General features: G+C 48.0%; 18 protein-coding genes. All 18 read left to right on the top strand.

Features of this window, described 5'->3' with window-relative positions:
* The first annotated feature begins 31 nt into the window (after nucleotides 1-31).
* The 18 genes from BMW41_RS08220 (at nucleotide 32) to BMW41_RS08135 (ending at nucleotide 20,350) form a co-directional block, all read left to right on the top strand.
* On the top strand, nucleotides 32-1,471 hold the full coding sequence (locus BMW41_RS08220; protein WP_207646876.1) for a sugar transferase: 1,440 nt from the start codon (nucleotides 32-34) through the stop codon (nucleotides 1,469-1,471).
* Nucleotides 1,468-2,607, top strand: coding sequence for a glycosyltransferase (locus BMW41_RS14145; RefSeq protein WP_083378842.1), 1,140 nt, complete (start codon nucleotides 1,468-1,470; stop codon nucleotides 2,605-2,607). Before BMW41_RS08220 ends, BMW41_RS14145 begins: the two co-directional genes overlap by 4 nt.
* Nucleotides 2,608-2,692: 85 nt before the next feature.
* Complete coding sequence (locus BMW41_RS08210) at nucleotides 2,693-4,075, top strand: oligosaccharide flippase family protein (RefSeq protein WP_083378841.1); 1,383 nt, start codon at nucleotides 2,693-2,695, stop codon at nucleotides 4,073-4,075.
* Nucleotides 4,072-5,193, top strand: a complete 1,122-nt coding sequence (wecB, locus tag BMW41_RS08205) for a non-hydrolyzing UDP-N-acetylglucosamine 2-epimerase (protein ID WP_074649679.1) — start codon at nucleotides 4,072-4,074, stop codon at nucleotides 5,191-5,193. The genes BMW41_RS08210 and wecB overlap by 4 nt, the downstream gene beginning before the upstream one ends.
* A 68-nt stretch (nucleotides 5,194-5,261) precedes the next feature.
* Nucleotides 5,262-6,080 carry a sugar transferase gene (locus tag BMW41_RS08200; protein ID WP_074649678.1) on the top strand — a complete coding sequence of 273 codons (819 nt, stop codon included), beginning with the start codon at nucleotides 5,262-5,264 and terminating at the stop codon, nucleotides 6,078-6,080.
* A gap of 22 nt (nucleotides 6,081-6,102) precedes the next feature.
* Nucleotides 6,103-6,891 carry a glycosyltransferase family 2 protein gene (locus BMW41_RS08195; protein ID WP_074649677.1) on the top strand — a complete coding sequence of 263 codons (789 nt, stop codon included), beginning with the start codon at nucleotides 6,103-6,105 and terminating at the stop codon, nucleotides 6,889-6,891.
* Between the two features lie 110 nt (nucleotides 6,892-7,001).
* Complete coding sequence (locus tag BMW41_RS08190; RefSeq protein WP_074649676.1) at nucleotides 7,002-8,084, top strand: glycosyltransferase family protein; 1,083 nt, start codon at nucleotides 7,002-7,004, stop codon at nucleotides 8,082-8,084.
* Nucleotides 8,085-8,437: 353 nt separating this feature from the next.
* Nucleotides 8,438-9,856 (top strand): YveK family protein, encoded by a 1,419-nt coding sequence (locus tag BMW41_RS08185; protein WP_074649675.1) that lies wholly within the window; start codon nucleotides 8,438-8,440, stop codon nucleotides 9,854-9,856.
* Nucleotides 9,857-10,064: 208 nt separating this feature from the next.
* Nucleotides 10,065-12,023 carry a polysaccharide biosynthesis protein gene (locus tag BMW41_RS08180; RefSeq protein ID WP_074649674.1) on the top strand — a complete coding sequence of 653 codons (1,959 nt, stop codon included), beginning with the start codon at nucleotides 10,065-10,067 and terminating at the stop codon, nucleotides 12,021-12,023.
* A gap of 156 nt (nucleotides 12,024-12,179) precedes the next feature.
* Nucleotides 12,180-13,490, top strand: coding sequence for a DegT/DnrJ/EryC1/StrS family aminotransferase (locus BMW41_RS08175; protein ID WP_143050835.1), 1,311 nt, complete (start codon nucleotides 12,180-12,182; stop codon nucleotides 13,488-13,490).
* Nucleotides 13,491-13,729: 239 nt separating this feature from the next.
* Entirely contained in the window at nucleotides 13,730-15,388 is a 1,659-nt protein-coding gene (locus tag BMW41_RS08170) for an acyl-CoA carboxylase subunit beta (RefSeq protein WP_330386967.1), read from the top strand.
* A 16-nt stretch (nucleotides 15,389-15,404) separates the two neighbouring features.
* On the top strand, nucleotides 15,405-16,049 hold the full coding sequence (locus BMW41_RS08165; protein WP_074649672.1) for a PglD-related sugar-binding protein: 645 nt from the start codon (nucleotides 15,405-15,407) through the stop codon (nucleotides 16,047-16,049).
* Nucleotides 16,046-16,630: an acyltransferase gene (locus tag BMW41_RS08160; protein WP_242870317.1), complete on the top strand. Its 585-nt coding sequence runs from the start codon at nucleotides 16,046-16,048 to the stop codon at nucleotides 16,628-16,630. Before BMW41_RS08165 ends, BMW41_RS08160 begins: the two co-directional genes overlap by 4 nt.
* Nucleotides 16,600-17,265 carry a sugar transferase gene (locus BMW41_RS08155; protein ID WP_278280333.1) on the top strand — a complete coding sequence of 222 codons (666 nt, stop codon included), beginning with the start codon at nucleotides 16,600-16,602 and terminating at the stop codon, nucleotides 17,263-17,265. Before BMW41_RS08160 ends, BMW41_RS08155 begins: the two co-directional genes overlap by 31 nt.
* Nucleotides 17,266-17,269: 4 nt before the next feature.
* The gene (locus BMW41_RS08150) at nucleotides 17,270-18,199 is read left to right on the top strand and encodes a UDP-3-O-(3-hydroxymyristoyl)glucosamine N-acyltransferase (protein WP_074649669.1); all 930 of its coding nucleotides are present in this window, start codon (nucleotides 17,270-17,272) and stop codon (nucleotides 18,197-18,199) included.
* Between the two features lie 21 nt (nucleotides 18,200-18,220).
* Entirely contained in the window at nucleotides 18,221-18,982 is a 762-nt protein-coding gene (locus BMW41_RS08145; protein WP_074649668.1) for an SDR family NAD(P)-dependent oxidoreductase, read from the top strand.
* Between the two features lie 25 nt (nucleotides 18,983-19,007).
* Nucleotides 19,008-19,706, top strand: a complete 699-nt coding sequence (locus BMW41_RS08140) for a PIG-L deacetylase family protein (RefSeq protein ID WP_074649667.1) — start codon at nucleotides 19,008-19,010, stop codon at nucleotides 19,704-19,706.
* Nucleotides 19,703-20,350, top strand: coding sequence for an acetyltransferase (locus BMW41_RS08135; protein ID WP_074649666.1), 648 nt, complete (start codon nucleotides 19,703-19,705; stop codon nucleotides 20,348-20,350). The genes BMW41_RS08140 and BMW41_RS08135 overlap by 4 nt, the downstream gene beginning before the upstream one ends.
* Nucleotide 20,351: the final 1 nt, after the last annotated feature.

The raw sequence follows: 20,351 nt of genomic DNA, 5'->3' as shown, positions 1-20,351 counted from the left end.
AAACGTGAGTAAGGAACAGGCAAAACAAAATGTGAAAAGAGTATATGTGCTGATCAGCAGTATGATTGCATTCTTTACCGCTGTCGCGCTTTGGTATTGGAATGTCGCGCCGGGATGGGAGAAGGGATATTTTGGCGTCCGGACACTGCTTGCGGTAGGCGTTCTCTATACCGTAGTCTACACCTTTTTTGCCCGGATGTATGACGCCCACAAGATCGGACTCTACCGGCTGGCGGAACTGCTCTTTTCGCAGATGCTTTCCTTTGTCATCGCGGACACGTTCCTCTTTGTGGCTGCCTTCTTCTGGTTCCACAATTTTTCCAGAATCCGGATCAGCATCTTTCTGTTCGGCGTGCTGATCCAGTTTCTCGGTGCCGGATTCCTGATCTTTGTGATGAACCGGCTCTATGCGCGCTACGATGAACCGAGAAAGATCATGATCGTGTACGGAAATGAAGAGTATAAATACTTTCTGCCGAAGCTTGGCGAGAAGAGACGGTACCGGATCACGGCGTGTCTGAGCGAACAGGAAGGACCGGACAGGATTCTGGATTGCCTTGCGGATTGCGAGGATGTCTATCTGATCAACGTGGGACGGGAATTGCAGAATCGATTGATGCTTTATTGCGATGAGAATGGAAAAGACATCCATCTCTCGATGTCGCTGAATGATCTTCTCCTGTTTCGAAGCGACATTTCCCATTCCTTTGATACTCCCTTCCTTCGCAATAAGCGCAATCCGGTGGCATGGTATTATCCGATGGTGAAGCGCGCTGCGGATATTATTCTCTCGGTGTGCGGACTGGTGATCCTGTCTCCGGTGCTGTTACTTACCGCCTGTGCGATCAAACTGGGCGACGGCGGACCTGTCTTTTACCGGCAGCGGCGGATGACCACCGGCGGAAGAGTCTTTTCCATCCTGAAGTTTCGCAGCATGAGAGTGGATGCGGAGAAGAACGGCGCAAGACTCGCGTCGGAGCACGATGACCGGATCACGCCGGTGGGAAAAGTGATCCGTGCCTGCCGGATCGATGAACTGCCGCAGCTGATCAATATCCTGCGCGGCGACATGTCCATCGTCGGACCGCGTCCGGAACGCCCGGAGATCGCGGAAGAATATGAAAAAGAGCTTCCGGAATTCCGGCTGAGACTGAAGGTGAAGGCCGGCCTTACCGGATACGCGCAGGTGTACGGCAGATATAACACCACGCCGCAGGATAAGCTCCGGATGGATTTGATCTATATCCGGGAACGTTCGATCCTCTTTGATCTGCAGCTGATCTTCTATACGCTGAAGATCCTCTTTATTCCGGAGAGCACGCAAGGGATTGAGGACGGGCAGAAAGACGCACTGAAAAAGTCAAAATCCCCAGTACAAACGCCGGAAGAAGATTGTACTGGGGGAGGGCAGACGGATGCGGGAAAGAAAAGATGCGGCAAAGAAAAAAGGATGAAGCAGGTTGAGAAATGAAAGTCTTGATTGTTCACTATGGAGATGTGGATGACTTTCCGCCGGTGAAAAGTTTAATCAATGCCGTGCTTGAACTCGGCCATAAAGTTACGGTTGGCTGCTGCGACAGGAATGGGTATATTCTGGAACTGGGCAAATCGAAGGATATCCGGCTGATTGATTTTGGACGGTATCACGAGAAAACGGGCATAATCAACCATGTTGTGAAACCCTTTCGATTACGGCAGTGGATTGAAGCGGCGGTTTCCGAAGCGGATCTTACCTGGAGTACCACTTTTTGGACCGGTATTCTCTTCCGGAAGGCGTTTTCCGCATCTTCCCGGCATGTCATGCAGCTGATGGAACTGCAGGAGAACAGCGAGTGGTATAATCTGAAACGATTGTATCTTGGAGACAGTATCAGGGGGACGATCGGCGAATGCGCGAGGAGATCGTGGAAGGTTGTCGTGCCGGAATACAATCGGGCGCATATCGTCAAAGCATGGTGGAATCTGGAAGAAACTCCCACCGTTCTGCCGAACAAGCCATATTTCCCTCATAACTCGGCAGCGGACAGGATATTACCGGAAAAGATATCATCCGAAGTCCAAGAGAAGATTGACTTCGTCCGTTTTCAAAAGAAAAAGATTGTACTGTATCAGGGAGTATTCTGGGCAGAACGAAATCTGAATGTCTTGGCAGAAGCAATCGAACAGCTTGGCGATGAGTACGTGCTATGCATTATGGGAAGGGACAATGCAGAACGGCAGCGTCTATGCAGGGACCACCCTGGCATTGTCTATCTGGGATACATTTCAGCACCCTGTCATCTGGAAATTACGAAGTATGCACATATTGGAGTTCTCACATATTATCCGCAGAAATCTCAGGAACTGAATGCGCTGTACTGTGCTCCGAATAAATTGTTTGAATATGCTTACTGTCAGATTCCCATGATTGGAAATGATATTCCGGGGCTTTCCTATCCGTTTGAGAAGTATGGGATCGGAAAATGCAGCCGGCGTCACAACGCAAAAGATATCTGTGATACTATCCGGGCGATTGAGGAACATTACGATGAGATGAAGCGAAATTGCATGGAATATTATAACAGCGTAGATTTTAAGGCGGCTGTTGCGGATATTCTGCAAGCCTGATGGTATTGCAACGGGATGGTGAAAGATGCGTTGGAAAACGGTTGCCGTCGGCAGAAAACACGGGAGTGAGACGTAAAATAAAGAGATGCATTCACATTGGACGTTTCAACGAATGATTGAAATTTTGGGAAGAAAATCAGCAAAAAACGGAATATGGATGTATTTTCTGCAGTTTTTCGATGCCGTCGTGCCGCTGTTTACACTTCCCTATATTACCAGAATTTTAGGGAAGGAAGGCTACGGCGTTTTTTCGGTTGCACTGAATATGATCCTCTATCTGCAGGTGGTGGTTGAATATGGATTCGGCATGTCTGCAACCAGAAAAACAACCCTGATCTGCGCAGGTAGCGGGACGAAGCCTGCGGATGCAAAGGAGCCCGGCCATTGCTGCGATAAGGAGCGAAAACCCAAAAGTGTGTTTGAACCCGGTGATGGTAAGCTGCTGAACAGACTGTTCACCTCCGTATGGATCTCAAAGGGATTACTGTTTGCCGGATGCAGTATGTTTCTGGGAATCTATTGCTGGATTTGCAGGGCGGAAGCCGAACGGTGTGTTTGCATGGCTGTTTTGATGCCGTGCCTTTTGGGAAGCTGCTTTCAGGTAAACTGGCTTTTTCAGGGACTTCAGGATATGAAGTTTATTTCTCTGACGAACATCGCCGCGAGGACTATATCGGTGATCTGCATTTTTTCTTTTGTGCACCGAAAGAGTGATCTGGTTCTTTACTGCGTCTTGTACGCAGGCTCGCCGCTGCTCAGCGGAATCCTGGGATTTCTCGTATCTGCAGTAAAATACCGGATACGGTTTGTCAAAGTATCCCTTCATGATGTGGTGCAGGAACTGAGGGATGGGTTTTATGTGTTTTCCACGCAGTTAAGCGCAAAAGTTTTTGCGGCTGTCGGGATTACATTTTTGGGAATGTTTGCTCCGTATTCTGAAGTCGGAATGTTTTCCGCGATCCAGAAGATAACAAATATCATGATCCTTGCCTGGACACCGATCACGCAGGTGTTGTATCCGGTCTCTTCCGGACGTGTCAGTGAAGATTTTGTATCCGGAAAAGAATTTGTTTTCAGGATAAGAAGATATATTTTGCCGGTGTTCGCTGCGCTGGCGTTGATGGTGGCACTGATCGCAAGGCCATTGATCGGTGTGATGTTCGGGGCGGAATATGCAGAGCATTATTACTGGATTTATCCGCTTTTATTGTGGCTTATCATTGCGATCAACAATAATTTTACGGGGATTCAGATCCTCCTGGGTGGAGGTTATGACCGGGAGTACAGCAAGTGCTTTCAGATCGGAGTAGTCTGCACGCTGTTGCTGACTTTTATTCTCACGTTTCTGTTTCACGGAGCCGGTGCAAGTGCCGCGCCGGCGTTATCCGAGCTGATTCTTGGAATTCTGCTTGCCGGTCAGATCAGAAAGATTGAGCGCGAACAATGCGTAGAAGGAAAAGTAATATGAAAAAGAAAATCATGACGGTATTCGGCACCCGGCCGGAGGCAATCAAGATCTGCCCGCTGATCAACGAGATGAAAAAGAGAAAGGGACTGGACGTTGTCGTGTGTGTCACGGCGCAGCATCGGCAAATGCTGGATCAGGTGCTGGAAACCTTTGGGGTTGTGCCGGATTACGATCTGAACATCATGAAAGACCGGCAGACACTCTTTGATATCACGATTAACATTTTGAACGGAATAAAAGCGGTGCTGGAAAAGGAAAAGCCGGATGTGGTCTTGGTACACGGTGACACGTCGACCACCTTTGCCGCCGCGCTGGCCTGCTATTATCTTCAGATACCGGTAGGTCATGTGGAGGCAGGACTGCGGACGTATGATATCTATTCGCCCTATCCGGAAGAATTCAATCGTCAGGCGGTCGGGATTGTCAGCCGGTATCATTTTGCCCCGACGCGGCTGGCTGCCAGGCATTTGATCAAAGAGGGAAAGAAGCTGGACACGGTGTACATCACCGGCAATACCGTGATCGATGCGATGAAGCACACGGTTCGGGATAATTACACGCATCCGGAGCTGGACTGGGTCGGCGACGGGAAACTGATTTTTATCACCGCGCACCGGCGGGAAAACCTTGGCGAACCGATGCACCATATGTTCCGGGCGATTCGCCGCGTGCTGAATGAACACCCCGAGTGCAAGGCTGTCTATCCGATTCACATGAATCCGGTGGTAAGACAGGCGGCGGAGGAAGAGCTGGGCGGCTGCGATCAGATCCATATTATTGAACCCATCGAAGTAGTTGACTGCCATAATTTTGAGGCGAGATGCCATCTGTGTCTGACGGATTCCGGCGGGATTCAGGAAGAATGTCCGTCCTACGGGAAACCGGTTCTGGTGATGCGGGATACCACCGAACGCCCGGAGGGCGTCGATGCCGGAACACTCAGACTTGTCGGCACCGATGAGGAGACCATCTATAAGAATTTCAAAGAACTGCTGGAAGATGATGCGGCGTATCACAAGATGTCCCATGCCTGCAATCCGTATGGCGATGGAAACGCCTGCAGGAGAATTGCGGATATTCTGGAATTCGGGAAATATGAACCGTGGGAGATGCGATAGCGCAAGACGGACAAAAGCCAGACGAAAGATTCCATTCGCTCTTTACAAAGGCGGATCCGGGATTGGGGATGGAACAGAAAAAAGGAATGGTTTCAATGCATCTTGAGAGAAAAATCGGTTTCTATGAGAAGTATGTAAAACGTCTGCTGGATATTATGTTTGCCCTGGTTTTCATGGTTGTATTCTGCTGGCTTTATGTACTAATTGCCCTGCTTGTCCGTGTGAAGCTGGGGAGTCCTGTTTTATTCTGCCAGCCGAGACCGGGAATCATCGGGGAGAGCGGAGAAACGCTTTTTGATATGTATAAATTCCGATCGATGACGGATGAACGGGATGAAAACGGAAATCTGCTTCCGGATGAGCAAAGACTGACAAAGATCGGGGAAGTACTGCGTAGCACAAGTCTGGATGAACTTCCTCAGCTCTTCTGTGTACTGAAAGGCACGATGAGTCTTGTCGGCCCGAGACCGCAGCTGGTGCGGGACATGCTGTTCATGACAGATGAACAGCGTATGCGTCACACCGCAAGGCCCGGAATCACCGGTCTCGCTCAGGTCAGAGGAAGAAATGCGGTTACCTGGGAAGAAAAACTGGAATGGGATCTGCGATACATCGAATCGGTCAGTTTTTGGAATGATGCAAAGATCTTGTTTGAGACTGTGGCCGTCGTGTTCCGGCGGAATGGTATTACGGACGGAGAGGCTGCCACGTCCCTGAATTTGGGAACGGCATTGTGGAAGGCAGGGAAGATAACTCTGACTCAATATTATTCAGGGTTGGTATCTTCTGAAAAACTGATTGCAGAATATGAGACGGAAAAAGCACAACATTCCCGGGGCAGGAAAAAAGCCGCGGGAGGATGTGCAGGAGAATGTGTAGAAGAATGAGGGAAGGCGGAGAGGTGATTCCATGAACGATCTGGTATCTGTTATCATGCCGTCGTACAACACCGGTCAGTACATTGCGGAAAGTATCCGGTCCGTTCTTTCTCAAACCTACGAAAACTGGGAACTTCTGATTGTGGATGACTGTTCCTCGGATGACACGGATGCGGTGGTTGAAAGAATCGAAGACCGGAGAATCCGGTATTTAAAAAATGCGGAAAACAGCGGCGGCGCAGCGAGCAGAAACCGTGCGCTGAGAGAAGCGAAGGGCAGATGGATCGCGTTTCTCGACTCGGATGATCTGTGGCTGCCGGAGAAGCTGGAGCGGCAGATCCGTTTTATGGAGAAGAACCGGTATCGTTTTTCCTACACTGCATATGAGGAGATCGATGCCGCCGGGAAGCGAACCGGTGTCAGGGTGAAAGGACCAAAACGGATTACCCAAAGAGGAATGTATAATTATTGCTGGCCTGGATGCCTGACAGTCATGTACGACGCAGAGAGAATCGGACTGATTCAGGTTGCAGACAGGCTGAAAAATGATGACTATGCCATGTGGCTGAAGGTATCCCGCAAAGAGGACTGCCATTTGCTGGAAGAGTGCCTTGCACGGTATCGCAGAGGAAGATTGGGAAGTGTCAGCAGCCGGGGATTTATGACGAAAATTGGCTGGCATTATAAACTGTTTCGGGAAGAGGAACAGGAAAATCCGATTCATGCACTCGCAAATACGGGAAGAAATATGCTGTGGGGATGCTACAAGAAGATACGCTATGTGGAGAAGTTAGAAGATTTGGAAAAGATCACGCAATAAGCGCTGCTTTCTTTCGGATGAGGACTTCGAAAAGTATGGGATGTGAGCATCGGACCTGAATTTTGGGGGTGAATGAAGAAAACACCCGATGATATGGAGAAAAAGTAAGAATGATAAGTGTGGTTTTCTGCGGAGATCTCCGGTACTGTCCGTATCTGGACAGATATACCGAACGGCTGAATGAAGCACAGACCGAATACGAAGTTCTCTTTTGGAACCGCTCTTCCCTGAAGGTGGATGTGCCGGAAAATTATAAATTTTATGGCAGACCCTCTGCGGAAAACCTGGGAAAGGCGAGAAAACTGGCGGATTTCTGGGGATTCCGCAGATGGGTTAAGAAACGGCTGTCCGTTTCCAGACCGGACGGGATCATTTTTCTGTCCACACTCAGCGGCGTTTTCCTGTGGGATGTGGCGAAACGATATCGGAAGAAGTATATTTTTGATATACGGGATTACAGTTATGAGCACATAGCGCCTTTTTACAGGACAGAGAAAACAATTATCCGGGACAGTTTTTTTACAGCCATATCTTCTAAGGGCTTTCTGGATTTTTTACCGGAATATGATTATGTGATTGCGCACAATTTTAATCGCAACGATATGACGGAGTCTTTTTTGTTTGAGAGACAGCCCAAACCATATCCGATTGTCTGGAACGGCACGGTGAGATACTTTGATTATCAGAAAAAGTTCCTGGATGTATTTAAGAATGATCCGCGTTATCTTATGGTCTATCACGGAACCGGTGCAGAGTTGGACAGATATAAGGAATATTGCCGGGAAAACGGAATCACCAATGTCCAGTTTACCGGTCCGTACGATAACCGGGATAAGAGAAAACTGGTCCGGAATGCCGCATTTCTGAATAACTGCTACGGCGGCAGCAGCGTCGTCAATGAAGTGAAGTATGCGGTATCCAACCGGTTTTACGATGGTCTGGTTTATCACATTCCACAGATTGTGGAGTGCGGCGGATATAAGGGGGATGAAACAAAACGTCTTGGAGTGGGATTCTGTGCGGAACCCACAGAGGACCTGCCGGATAGACTCTGGGAGTATTACAGATCGTTTGACGCACGGCAGTTTGACAAGGCTTGTGAATGCGCAATCCGGGAGATCCTGCAGGAAGATGATCTCTATATACAGAAAATCGATGACTTTATATATTATATTGAGAAAAGGGAATGTTGAAAACCACGGGGTCTGAAAAATCGAAGTTTGAAAAAATCGAAGCCTGAAAAATACGGAGATGGAAATGGCTGTGAAGATTCATCATGCGGTAACATCATGCGGACATCATCGTGATACGTTGAGAGAACTGCCGGATTGTGTTATAGTGAAGAAACTTTGTTTCTTAACGATTTGTTAAGAAGGACATAAGAAAGCGCGAAAATTCATTCGAACGTGAGCCGTTGTGCTATACTACAAGTCAGAGTTTATCTGCGCAGGATGAATACCACAATCGGAGCGCATGCAATCAAGACAGGAGTTTCCCGAAACGTGCGGGAGATTAACCGGATATCAGAAAGAGGAGACAGGAACGGATGAACGAGCAGGGAATGAGAAGCATACAAAACCATAATGCGGAGGTCGAGATCGATCCGGTCAATCTGACCTATCACATCGCCCGCCGGTGGAGATGCGTGCTTGCAGCCGGCGTGATCGCCGGCGCGGTTCTGGGCGGATACAAGGGTGTGACCGGTATTCAGAATCTTCGGAATAAGGCGTATCTGGAATCGCAGAATGCGGAGTATCTGAAACAGAAAGCCAGCTATGACTCTTCTGCCGAGTCGCTGCGGCGTCAGATCCAGAATATCACGGACGAGATCAACACCAATCAGGAATATCAGGAGTCGTCCGTGCTGATGAATATCGATCCCTATGACGCGTACCGCGAGACGGCGACATTTTACATCTCCTCCGATTATCAGATCATGCCGGGGATGACATATCAGAATCCGGATAAGACGAAGAGCATCATCAGTGCCTACCTCGCCATCGCACAGAATGGTCAGCTGTATAAAGATGTAACCTCGGAGCTGAATGATGAGATGACCATCCGCAATCTGAAGGAACTCATCAATGTGAGCGCGGATTACGACAATAATCTCCTTTCTATCGTCGTATACGGAAAAGACAAGGAGATGGCGTCAAAACTGATGGAACTGATCCGGGATCATCTATCCAATCAGGAAGACCAGATCGCCAACGGAGTCGGGGAACACACGATCAAACTGATCGAAAAATCCAGTACCAACACTGTTGACGAGGATCTGAAGAAAAAACATACGGACTTCAACAATAATCTGACTTCTCTTCAGAACAGCCTGACGGATCGCCAGAAAAAACTGGCGGACCTGGCCGCGCCGAAGGGAACACTGATCACGAAGGGAAGCGTCGTCAGGAACGTGCTGAAGTTTGGAATCATCGGAGGCATCCTGGGCGTGCTTTGCGCTGCCGGATGGATCTGTGTAAGCTATGTTGCAAAGGGAAGAATCCATACCGAATACGAGATGGAGCGGTACGGTGTTCGTGTTCTCGGCAGTTACTATGAGCCGGTTCGGAAGAGAATGTTCTCGTTCATCGATTCACTTACGGAAAAACTTTCCGGCGCATCTGCAAAGAACCGTGATCTGAGCCGCGTCTGCGAGGCGGCAGCGGTTCGCCTTGAAGGAATGGTGAAGACGGAAGGCTGTGAAGGCGCGAACATCTGCCTGGTCGGAGGAATTGATGAGAAAGATCTGAACCGGGTGAGAGAAGCCATGATGGCAGATGACCGGAATGTTTCTCTGGAGGTTGCCGGTAACCTCGCTGATGATCCGGATGCGATCCGGAAAGTGCAGGCTGCGGATGGCGTTCTGCTTGTGGAACAGAAGAATGTATCCAAAAAGAGCGATGTCGAGACCGAACTGGCTATGCTGGAGGATTTCGAAAAGCGCGTATGGGGCGCGATGCTGATCTGAAGAGAATCTGCGCGGGTTATGCCGGTACCGGCAGTTAGTGCTGAAATACAGTCCTGCAGAAAAGACGATGTGCGGTGGAGCAATCCATAAACCAAAAAAACGGCACGAAACCGATAATCTGTATCGGATGACATAACAGAATACGAAACATTCCGGGTTTGTAAAGCTCGAATTGCGGAATAAATGATGAACAAGGAAGAATGAGACCATGAAAGAACGTATGAAGTTAAAACACTGGCAGATCATTGAGATCATGCTGATGATCTATGATATCGCAGTGATTACTGCCTCCTTTTTTGTGGCGTTGCTTCTGCGTTTTGACGGAAGATATTCACTGATTCCCAAACGGTACATTGCATCCTATTATAAGACGATTCTTGTCTATGCCGTCCTCTCGATCATCGTCTTCTGGTGTGTGAGACTTTATCACAGCATCTGGCGATTTGCAAGTTACGTGGAACTGATCCGGATCAGCGCGGCGACGGCGATCACTTTTTTTCTTCAGATGGTGGTCACGCTGGCGCTTGGAATCTGGATGCCGCTTTCGTACTATGTCTGGGGAACTGCGCTGCAGTTCCTCTTTGTTGTGGGGGTCCGGTTCAGCTACCGGTTCATCCTTCTGGAGCGCGGACGAAGAGAAAAAGCCACGGAATCAACCAAACGGATCATGCTGATCGGTGCCGGAAATGCCGGACAGCAGATTCTCCGCGATATCAACCATGCGCGGGAAACCAGCAATGAGCGGGTGGTCTGCATCATCGATGACAATCCGAACAAGTGGAATCGCACGATGGACGGGATTCCGGTTGCCGGTGGCCGCGATGACATTTTGGCGAATGTCGAAAAATTTAAAATTGATGAGATCTGCCTCGCGATCCCGAGCGCAAGCCTTCAGGCAAAGAGAGATATCCTGAATATCTGCAGCGAGACGGACTGTAAACTCCGTCAGCTTCCGGGTATGTATCAGCTTGTCAAAGGAGAGATCACTGCCAGCGCCATCAAGGATGTGTCGGTGGAAGACCTTCTTGGAAGGGCTCCGATCCGGGCGGATATGAAGGAGGTCTATGAGTTTATCTCCGGCAAGACGGTTCTCGTCACCGGCGGCGGCGGTTCCATCGGAAGCGAGCTCTGCCGCCAGATCGCGGGACATGGTCCGAAACAGCTCATCATTTTTGACATCTATGAGAACAACGCTTACGAGATCCAGCTGGAACTTCGGGAAAAACATCCGGATCTCGATCTTGTCACCATCATCGGTTCTGTCCGGGACAGCCGTAAGGTCTTTCAGGTGTTTGAGCAGTATCATCCGCAGGTTGTCTACCATGCGGCGGCCCATAAGCATGTTCCGCTGATGGAAGACAGCCCGTGCGAAGCCATCAAGAATAACGCCATCGGAACCTACAAGACCGCCTATGCTGCGATGATCCATGGCTGTGAGCGGTTTGTTCTGATCTCCACCGATAAGGCGGTGAATCCGACCAATATCATGGGGGCCAGCAAGCGTCTCTGCGAGATGATCATCCAGAGTTTTGACTACATGGTTCAGAATCACCGGGCGGCGGAGCTTCCGCAGCTCTATACCCATGACGGTTCTGAGTTTGCGGATAAAGAGGGAACCGGAGAAGTGTTCCGGAATGCAAAAACCCAGTTTGTGGCGGTGCGCTTTGGCAATGTCCTTGGAAGCAACGGATCGGTGATTCCGATCTTCAAAAAACAGATCGAAAAGGGAGGACCGGTGACGGTCACCCATCCGGATATTATCCGTTACTTTATGACTATCCCGGAGGCGGTGAGCCTCGTGATGCTGGCGGGCACCTACGCAAAGGGCGGTGAAATCTTCGTCCTTGATATGGGAAGTCCGGTGAAAATTGATACTCTGGCAAGGAACCTGATCAAACAGAGCGGATTCAAGCCGGATGTAGATATCAAGATCGAGTATACGGGACTTCGACCGGGTGAAAAACTGTATGAAGAAAAGCTTATGGCGGAGGAAGGCCTGAAGAAGACGGAAAATGATCTGATCCATATCGGCTGCCCGATTCCGTTTGACATCAAAGAATTCCTGGATCAGCTGCATGACCTGATGGATGCCGCTTATGCGAATAAGCGGGATATCCGGGATCGGGTATGCAGGGTGGTGTCGACCTATCATCCGGAAACACGGTGAGCTTTTGCGTAAGGCAAGAGCATTTTGAAGGAATGAAGAAGCTTTGGGACATTTATCATATAGCGATTAGCCAAGATGGATTTGGGTTAGGGATTCGCTTTGAATAAAGGGATGTTTGCAGAATAATCTATAAACATCCGCAAAGGAGAGATGAATATGCATGACTTTCTTGCAGACAAGCGTTTTGAGGGATTAAAACCGTTTGAGAACAAACTGTGGCTCAGCAGTCCGACCATGCACGGTGAGGAGCAGAAGTGGGTGGATGAGGCAATCCGGACCAACTGGGTCAGCACGGTCGGCGCCAACATCAACGAGGTCGAGAAACAGACCGCAGAGTATGTCGGCTGCAAATATGCTGTGGCCTTGTCCTGCGGCACATCCGCTCTTCATCTTGCGACCAAACTTGCCGGTGAAAAACTCTATGGACAGGCGAAGCCGGATCAGGGAACTCTGGCAGGACACAAGGTATTCTGCTCAGACGTCACTTTCGACGCAAGCATCAATCCGGTTGCCTATGAAGACGGTGAAGCGGTCTTTATCGACACGGAATACGATACCTGGAATATGAGCCCGGAGGCGCTGGAAAAAGCTTTTGAACTCTATCCGGATGTAAAGCTGGTGGTGATCGCCCATTTGTACGGAACGCCGGGAAAGATGGAAGAACTGAAGACAATCTGTGACGCACATGGTGCATTGATCGTGGAAGACGCGGCAGAGAGCTTTGGATCAAAATATAAACTGTGTGGACAGTGGGTGGAAACCGGAACACTGGGAAACTACAACTGCATCTCCTTTAACGGTAACAAGATTATTACCGGATCTTCCGGCGGAATGTTTCTGACAGACAGCGAAGAAGATGCGAACAAGGTTCGGAAGTGGAGCACCCAGAGCCGCGAGGCCGCTCCGTGGTATCAGCACGAGGAGATTGGCTACAATTACCGCATGAGCAATATCATCGCTGGAATCGTCAGAGGACAGCTTCCGTATCTGGATGAGCACATTGCTCAGAAACGTGCCATCTGGGAGCGATATGAGAAGGGGCTGGCGGATCTTCCGATCAGGATGAATCCGTGGGATCGTGAAAAGAGTGAGCCGAATTTCTGGCTGTCCTGCATGATCATCGATGAAGATGCGATGGCTCCAATGGTCCGCGGAGAGCAGGACTATCTGTATCAGAGTGTGCCGGGAAAGAGCAGTCCGCAGGAGATTCTGGATGCGCTTACCGCGTTTAATGCTGAGGGGAGACCGATCTGGAAGCCGATGCATATGCAGCCGATATATCGGACAAATCCGTTCGTTACGGTTGAGGGAAATGGTAGAGGCAGCACAAATGCTTACATAAAGGGCTCTGGAATCGATGTAGGAGCCGATATTTTCCGGAGAGGGTTGTGCTTACCTTCGGATAACAAGATGACGGAAGAGCAGCAGGAACGGATTATTGAGATCATCCACAGGTGCTTTCTTTGACTGTCCTCGCATCGGCTGAATGTGAATCAGGCGGTCAGATTGTATCGGCTGAATGTGCATGAGGCAGTAAATAGTATCTGCCACATATGCATTGGGTGTTAAAATGTATCGGCTGAACATGAATCAGGTGGGGAGATAACATCTGCCGCACATGAATCAAGTAGTCAGATAGACCATTGTCCACATGGGCCTATAGCGAAATATAGTTTAGATAGTCAGAGCGTTTCATGAGGTGAAACATGCCAATTGAGATTGGAAAACCAATTCCTTATAAATTTGAAGGAAACCAAATATCAACGGCAAAACAGAATAAGCCGGAAAAAGAGAGCACTGTAAGGGAAGTAATGGAAGATATGTGGGATCCAAAGTATTTTGAAGACTTAGAAGCTCGCCGCGCTAAAGCAAAAGCTGGTGGTGGTCAGAAGCGTATCTACGCTCAGCATGGGAAAGGTAAGCTGACTGTCTGGGAGAGAATCAATTACCTCTTTGATCCCGGCTCATTTCAGGAAGTGGGTTCTCTTGTCGAGTCCCGTTTCACTGATTTTGGAATGGATAAGAAAAGGCTCCCCGGAGATGGTGTTGTCACTGGATTTGGAACCATTAACGGGGAAGCCGTTTATGTAGCTGCCGAAGACTTTACGGTTATTGGCGGTACCTATGGCGAATACCACAGCAGGAAAATCGTCCGTATCATGGATATGGCTTTCCAATCAAAAGCTCCTTTCATAACCATCAATGATTCCGGCGGGGCGAGGATGGAGGAGGGCATCGCAGGCCTTGATGGCTATGGTGATATGTTCTTGAGACATACTCGGGCGTCTGGAAAGATACCTCAAATTGCTGTGATTATGGGACCATGCGCTGGCGGTGCATGCTATGGTCCTGCCCTTTGTGATTATGTCTTCATGGTTGAGAAGACCAGCCAGATGTTCCTGACCGGACCTGCTGTAGTTAAGACTGTTATGGGTGAGGATATTAGTACAGAGCAGCTCGGCGGAGCAGAGAGTCACAGTTCATTATCCGGTGTTGCTCATTTCAAGTATCCTTCGGAATATGAATGCCTGGATGGGGTAAAGAAGCTGCTTTCCTATCTGCCAAAGAATTATAGAGAAAAGCCGGTCAGAATTATAGGTAAAGCACGAGATCACTCAGAAGAACTACAGGAGATTGTCACGGACAATCAGCGCCGCGCTTATGATGTCCATAAGGTGATTGACACTTTTGTGGATGAGGGAAGCTTCTTTGAGGTTCATCAGGATTTTGGAAAGAGCATCGTTGTAGGATACGCTAGATTGGATTCTGAGGTCATCGGAATCGTAGCGTCTAATCCCATGTGGCTAGGTGGATCTCTTGATATTGATTCTGGCGAAAAGGCCGCACGCTTTGTCCGTTGCTGTGACTGCTTTGGAATTCCGCTTTTAACCATGATCGATGTTCCCGGTTTCATGCCGGGAAGCAAAATGGAGCATGGCGGAATTATTAGACGCGGAGCAAAGCTTCTCTATGCTTATTGCGAGGCAAGTGTGCCGAAGGTTAGCCTTATTCTGCGGAAAGCATATGGCGGAGCCTATATCGCTATGAACAGCAAGGGAATGGGAGCGGATATCGTTTACGCCTGGCCCATTGCGCAAATTGCTGTTATGGGAGCTGAAGGCGCAGTTGGCATCATGTACAAGCATGAGCTTGAGGAAGCAGCTGATAAAGAGGCTGTAAGAGCTGAGAAGATAGCTGAGTATAATGACAAGTTCATGTCACCCTACATCGCTGCGAAGCTCGGTATTATCGATGAAGTGATAAGCCCGGAGGAAACAAGGCGAAAAATCAGAACTGCTTTTGAGAGCTTGAGTTCAAAGGAACGGTCTGAGCTTAGTTATTCACACGGCAACATCCCGCTGTGATAGGAGGTCGGTGAGCATGAAAAACATAGTGATTATTGGTGCTGGCGACCTCGGTAAGGAAGTCGTGTGGCTTATTGAGGATATAAACAAAAGAGAACCAACTTACGTAATCCTCGGATTCTTGGATGACGATAAGGATAAGCTTGGTGGAGAGTTTTACGGATATAAGGTATTGGGGGGCGTTTCAGATCTCGAAGCAATTAGCAGTCAAAGGCAGTGTAGTGCTGTAATAGCAATCCAGAATGGGAACGTCAGGAAAAAGATAGTTGAAGAACATCAGTCGTTTAATTCTTGGGAATCGATCATCCATCCCACAGCTGTGATCGCCTCGACCAGTCCGGTGGGAAATGGAAGCATCGTCTTCCCTCAGGTGACTGTATCTGTTGATACAAAACTGGGAGACTTCAATCTTTATTATATCCACAGCACGATATGCAACGACTGCAAGATCGGTTCTTTCGTTTCCATCATGTCCGGAGCTTCTGTTTCTGAACGCGCAGAAGTAGGTGACGAGTGCTTTCTGGCGGCGGGATCGTGTGTCTATCCACACAAGAGATTAGGCAGCAGAGTTGAAGTTGGTGTAGAAGCTTCAGCCAGTCGTGACTACGCCGATGGAGCTGAAGTTAATGAAAAAAGCAGCGGTTTTTCGCTGTTTAAATGAGGACGAAGAATATGACTCCAAATAGGCTATGGCATACAGTGATGCTAAATGTGCAGCGAAACGGGTACAAACGTGCGAATTATCTGAGGGAACATAATCTCTTCCGTCATATAGGGGAGAAAGTGTACATTCAAGGGAGAAAACTTCCCCTGTATTCAGAACTGATTTCATTAGGAGACAATGTCAAGATTGCGTCTCGCGTTAATTTTATTACACACAGTATAATTCATTTGATGCTGAATTCAGCAGAGAATTTGCCGATTGCTGATAAAGTACAGGAACAGGTCGGATGCATTGAAGTTGGAGATAATGTCTTCATAGGGGCAGGAACAACAATTCTTAGCAACGTGCGAATAGGGTCAAATGTGATCGTTGCTGCTGGAAGCATGATTACAAAAGATGTACCCTCAAATTCTGTTGTCGGGGGGGTGCCAGCAAGAGTTATTGAATCACTTGATGTGTATCTGGAGAAGCTTGGAAATAGAGAAAGATATCCTGGAGAACTGGCACCGAAGAAACAATCCGTATCGCATGAATTAGCTGATTTCCTGTGGAAGCAATTCATAGAAGAAAGGAACTAAAAATGATTTACTCGAATTACGTGAAAAGGTTACTAAGTATATGCCTCTCATCTGTTGGTCTAGTATTAGCATCACCAATAATGCTAATAACGGCGATCCTTATTCGAATAAAGTTAGGTTCCCCTGTGATTTTCTCACAGGAGAGACCGGGTTATAAGGAGAAGATTTTCAGACTTTATAAATTCCGCTCCATGACCGATGCCCGTGATGAATCTGGTGAGCTTCTCCCTGATAAAGAGAGACAAACAAGGTTTGGACGGATATTAAGGAAAACGAGCATAGACGAATTGCCTGGCATGTGGAATATCTTGAAAGGAGACATGGCTTTTATTGGACCGCGACCTCTTTTGAAGGAATACTTGCAGGTATATACGCCTGAACAACATAAAAGGCATAATGTCCGTCCAGGAATGGCGAACATTTCTGCAATCAAGGGCAGGAATAAACTTGACTGGGAAGAAAGGTTGAAACTGGATGTCTGGTATGCGGAAAACATATCCTTTTTACTGGATCTGAAAATATTCTTCCAAACCATTAAAGTCGTGCTACTGCGGGAAGGAGCTCCGGACGCAAATGATTCTACCCGGGGGCGTCTAGATGTGGCTGTGACGGGAAAAAAGTTGAAGGGAGAATGACAAAATGAAGAGTTCAGAAATACTTAGCTTTCTTGACCAGGAAGGAATCGAATATGAAGCAGTAAGAATCTCGGATGTTGAGATTGATGGTTATTCCAGCCTGTTCAATTATAGAGAAAGGACAATGACCTTTATTGTTCCTGAAAGACATTTTGCAGATTATGCAGAACAATTTAGCACGATCAAAATTCCCTTTATGATTATCGGAGAGACAGAAGAAGATTCGCCTGTTTTTTCCTCTGTCATACGAGTCAAAAGTCCGAGAAGAGTGTTCTTTGCACTTTTAGATGGATTGTTTGAGAAAGCACCAGGAGCAGACATTACTGGTATTTCCGCAGATCCAGAGGTGTATAAGAAAAATTCCTATATTGCTCCGACCGCTACGATTGGCAAAAATGTCAGAATCGGTGTAGGCTGCGTAATTGAAGGAAATGTTGTAATCGGCGATAATACTGAAATCCATCATAATGTTGTTATTCGGAACAAGACCAGAATAGGGGCCAATTGTACGATTCACTCGGGAACCGTGATTGGGGAGTACGGGTTTGGCTATGTAAAAAATGAACAGAACGAGAAAACAATGCTCAGACACTACGGTGGAGTTGTTATCGAAGATGATGTTCATATCGGTGATAATTGTGTGATTATCCGTGGCGCAATTGATGACACCATTATTCATAAGGGCGTGAAAATCAATACTATGGTTCATATAGCCCACAATGATGAGATTGGCGCAAATACCCTTATTACATCGCCCTGCCATGTCTGTGGAAGTGTAAAAATCGGAGAGAATTGTCATATCGCCGGAGCTACCATTAGAAATCAAAGGAATGTCGGGGCAAACGCAACGGTTGGATTAGGTGCAGTTGTAGTTAAAGATGTTGATGGAGGACTAACGGTTGTTGGAAATCCAGCTAAACCGTTAGTTAAGTGATTAATGTCAAGGTGTATTTGAATGAAAAACATAATTGACTTATCAGATAAAACAATACTGATCGCCGGGGCTTCCTCAGGCATGGGAGCTGAGACTGCTATGCTCTGCAGCGAGCTTGGCGCGAAGGTTGTGCTGGTAGCAAGAAGAGAAGATAAGCTGCTTGAGGTAATGCAAAAGCTCCAAGGAGAAGGACACAGATATTACCCGTTTGATCTCAATGAGCTTGATAATATAGAGGCCTTTGTGAAAGGCACAATTAAGGAAACCGGGGCTCTGGACGGGATAGTATATTCAGCGGGCATTCCCGGAACTCGCCCGCTGAAGATGCTGAAGCCTGCTGCTCTGAGCGAAGTAATGAATATCAACTTCAGCGCCTTTGTTGAGCTTGTCAGGTGCGCCTCAAAGAAGAACATGTTCAACGCTGGAATGAGCATCGTGGGAATCTCATCTATTTCTTCTACAATGGGAAGTCTGGGCAAGACGGCGTATTGTTCTTCTAAAGCAGCAATGGACTCGGCTGTCAGATGCATGGCCAAGGAGCTGGCTCCGAATGGAATCCGTGTAAACACGGTTTGCCCAGGTATTATTGAAACAGCTCTTTTCCAGACATTCCAGGACAATGCTGGCGATAGCCACGATGCACAGGCGAAGATAGAGCGTCAGTACTTGGGTCTTGGTAAACCTATTGATGTGGCAAACACGATAGCATTTCTTCTGTCGGATGCTTCCCGTATGATTACGGGAGCCAATGTAGGAGTAGATGGAGGAATGCTGTCTTCGTAAATATATAACCTTTGGAGAGAAGCAGATGAAGATTCTGGTATTTGCCCCGCATCCGGACGATGAAGTGCTTGGCTGCGGCGGTACGATGGCACGGTATATTGATCAAGGAGCGGAGGTAACGGTATGTATCGTTACAAGCCCTCAGCCGCCGGTTTATGTTTATAAGGACAACTTGGCGGAGAAGAACGGTTGGCCACACATCATATATCCTCAGATTAAAGCCGCACATGAACTTTTGAAGATTAAGGAGACGGTTTTCCTTCAGTTCCCATGTGTCCTTTTAGAGAATGAACCACGACATGTTGTGAACGGTAAGATCAGCGAGGTTATTCAAAAGGTCAAGCCGGATGTGGTGTTTATCCCGCACTTCGGAGATATGCAAAAGGATCATACGATTGTTTCAGAGGCAGTAATGGTAGCTGTGAGACCGAAATATGCTCACATTCCCCGTTATGTCTATTCATACGAGTGCCTTTCGGAAACAGAGTGGAACATACCCCATGTGACGAACTCGTTCATTCCGAATACTTTTATTGATATTACTGACTATCTGCCGAAGAAACTTGAAGCCATGGCCTGTTTTACTTCGCAGGTTGGTGAATTCCCTAATCCCAGATCTATTGAAGCCGTGGAAGCACTAGCGAAACTGAGAGGTTCAACCTCTGGCTTTAAAGCGGCAGAAGCATTCTCCCTGATCCGTGAGTATAGGGGGATTGATGGATGAAAGATATCGTTTTGTATGGAGCTAGCGGCTTTGGCAAAGAAGTAGCTTATATTATTGAACGAATTAACGAAGTGGCGCCTACCTATGAGCTCCTTGGCTTTCTTGATGACGGCTCCCAGTATCATGAAGGTGTAATCATTAACGGATATCCGTGGCTGGGAACCGGTGAATGGATCATTGAGCATAAGGACGAGTGTGTGTGCACATGCACGATCGGGTATCCAAGGACCAAAGCAAAGATACAGCGGCGGCTTACGGAACAGGGTGTACAGTTTGAGACTATTATTGCTCCGGATGCCCGTATTTCATCTTTATGTACGATTGGAGTCGGCAGCGTGATCTATGGATACACGAGCATTTCCGTCAACTGCAAGATCGGGGATGGAGTCCTTCTGAATGGCAGAGTATCCGTAGGACATGACGTAGAGATAGGCGACTACACAACGATTATGGTAGGCACCGGAATCAGCGGCGGCTGCAAGATCGGCTCGGAGACCAATATTGGAGGTCACGCGTTTATCATCCCGGAGAAGAAGGTCGGAGATGGAGCGACAATCGCTGCGGGAAGTGTTGTATTTACGAATGTGAAAGCCGGCGTTACGGTGCTTGGTAATCCGGCAAAGAGAATGAAAGAGTTGGAGTAAG

The sequence above is a fragment of the [Clostridium] aminophilum genome (genome assembly GCF_900101295.1).
Taxonomy (GTDB): Bacteria; Bacillota; Clostridia; order Lachnospirales; family Lachnospiraceae; genus Clostridium_R; species Clostridium_R aminophilum_A.
The sequence above is the reverse complement of the archived record's forward strand: the minus strand, read 5'-3'. Positions and strand labels throughout refer to the sequence as shown.

Bases quoted from the DNA above. Each gene is read 5' to 3' on its own strand.
- BMW41_RS14145 (WP_083378842.1), top strand. From the start codon at position 1,468: ATGAAAGTCTTGATTGTTCACTATGGAGATGTGGATGACTTTCCGCCG.
- BMW41_RS08210 (WP_083378841.1), top strand. From the start codon at position 2,693: ATGCATTCACATTGGACGTTTCAACGAATGATTGAAATTTTGGGAAGA.
- wecB (WP_074649679.1), top strand. From the start codon at position 4,072: ATGAAAAAGAAAATCATGACGGTATTCGGCACCCGGCCGGAGGCAATC.
- BMW41_RS08200 (WP_074649678.1), top strand. From the start codon at position 5,262: ATGGAACAGAAAAAAGGAATGGTTTCAATGCATCTTGAGAGAAAAATC.
- BMW41_RS08195 (WP_074649677.1), top strand. From the start codon at position 6,103: ATGAACGATCTGGTATCTGTTATCATGCCGTCGTACAACACCGGTCAG.
- BMW41_RS08190 (WP_074649676.1), top strand. From the start codon at position 7,002: ATGATAAGTGTGGTTTTCTGCGGAGATCTCCGGTACTGTCCGTATCTG.
- BMW41_RS08185 (WP_074649675.1), top strand. From the start codon at position 8,438: ATGAACGAGCAGGGAATGAGAAGCATACAAAACCATAATGCGGAGGTC.
- BMW41_RS08180 (WP_074649674.1), top strand. From the start codon at position 10,065: ATGAAAGAACGTATGAAGTTAAAACACTGGCAGATCATTGAGATCATG.
- BMW41_RS08175 (WP_143050835.1), top strand. From the start codon at position 12,180: ATGCATGACTTTCTTGCAGACAAGCGTTTTGAGGGATTAAAACCGTTT.
- BMW41_RS08170 (WP_330386967.1), top strand. From the start codon at position 13,730: ATGCCAATTGAGATTGGAAAACCAATTCCTTATAAATTTGAAGGAAAC.
- BMW41_RS08165 (WP_074649672.1), top strand. From the start codon at position 15,405: ATGAAAAACATAGTGATTATTGGTGCTGGCGACCTCGGTAAGGAAGTC.
- BMW41_RS08160 (WP_242870317.1), top strand. From the start codon at position 16,046: ATGAGGACGAAGAATATGACTCCAAATAGGCTATGGCATACAGTGATG.
- BMW41_RS08150 (WP_074649669.1), top strand. From the start codon at position 17,270: ATGAAGAGTTCAGAAATACTTAGCTTTCTTGACCAGGAAGGAATCGAA.
- BMW41_RS08145 (WP_074649668.1), top strand. From the start codon at position 18,221: ATGAAAAACATAATTGACTTATCAGATAAAACAATACTGATCGCCGGG.
- BMW41_RS08140 (WP_074649667.1), top strand. From the start codon at position 19,008: ATGAAGATTCTGGTATTTGCCCCGCATCCGGACGATGAAGTGCTTGGC.
- BMW41_RS08135 (WP_074649666.1), top strand. From the start codon at position 19,703: ATGAAAGATATCGTTTTGTATGGAGCTAGCGGCTTTGGCAAAGAAGTA.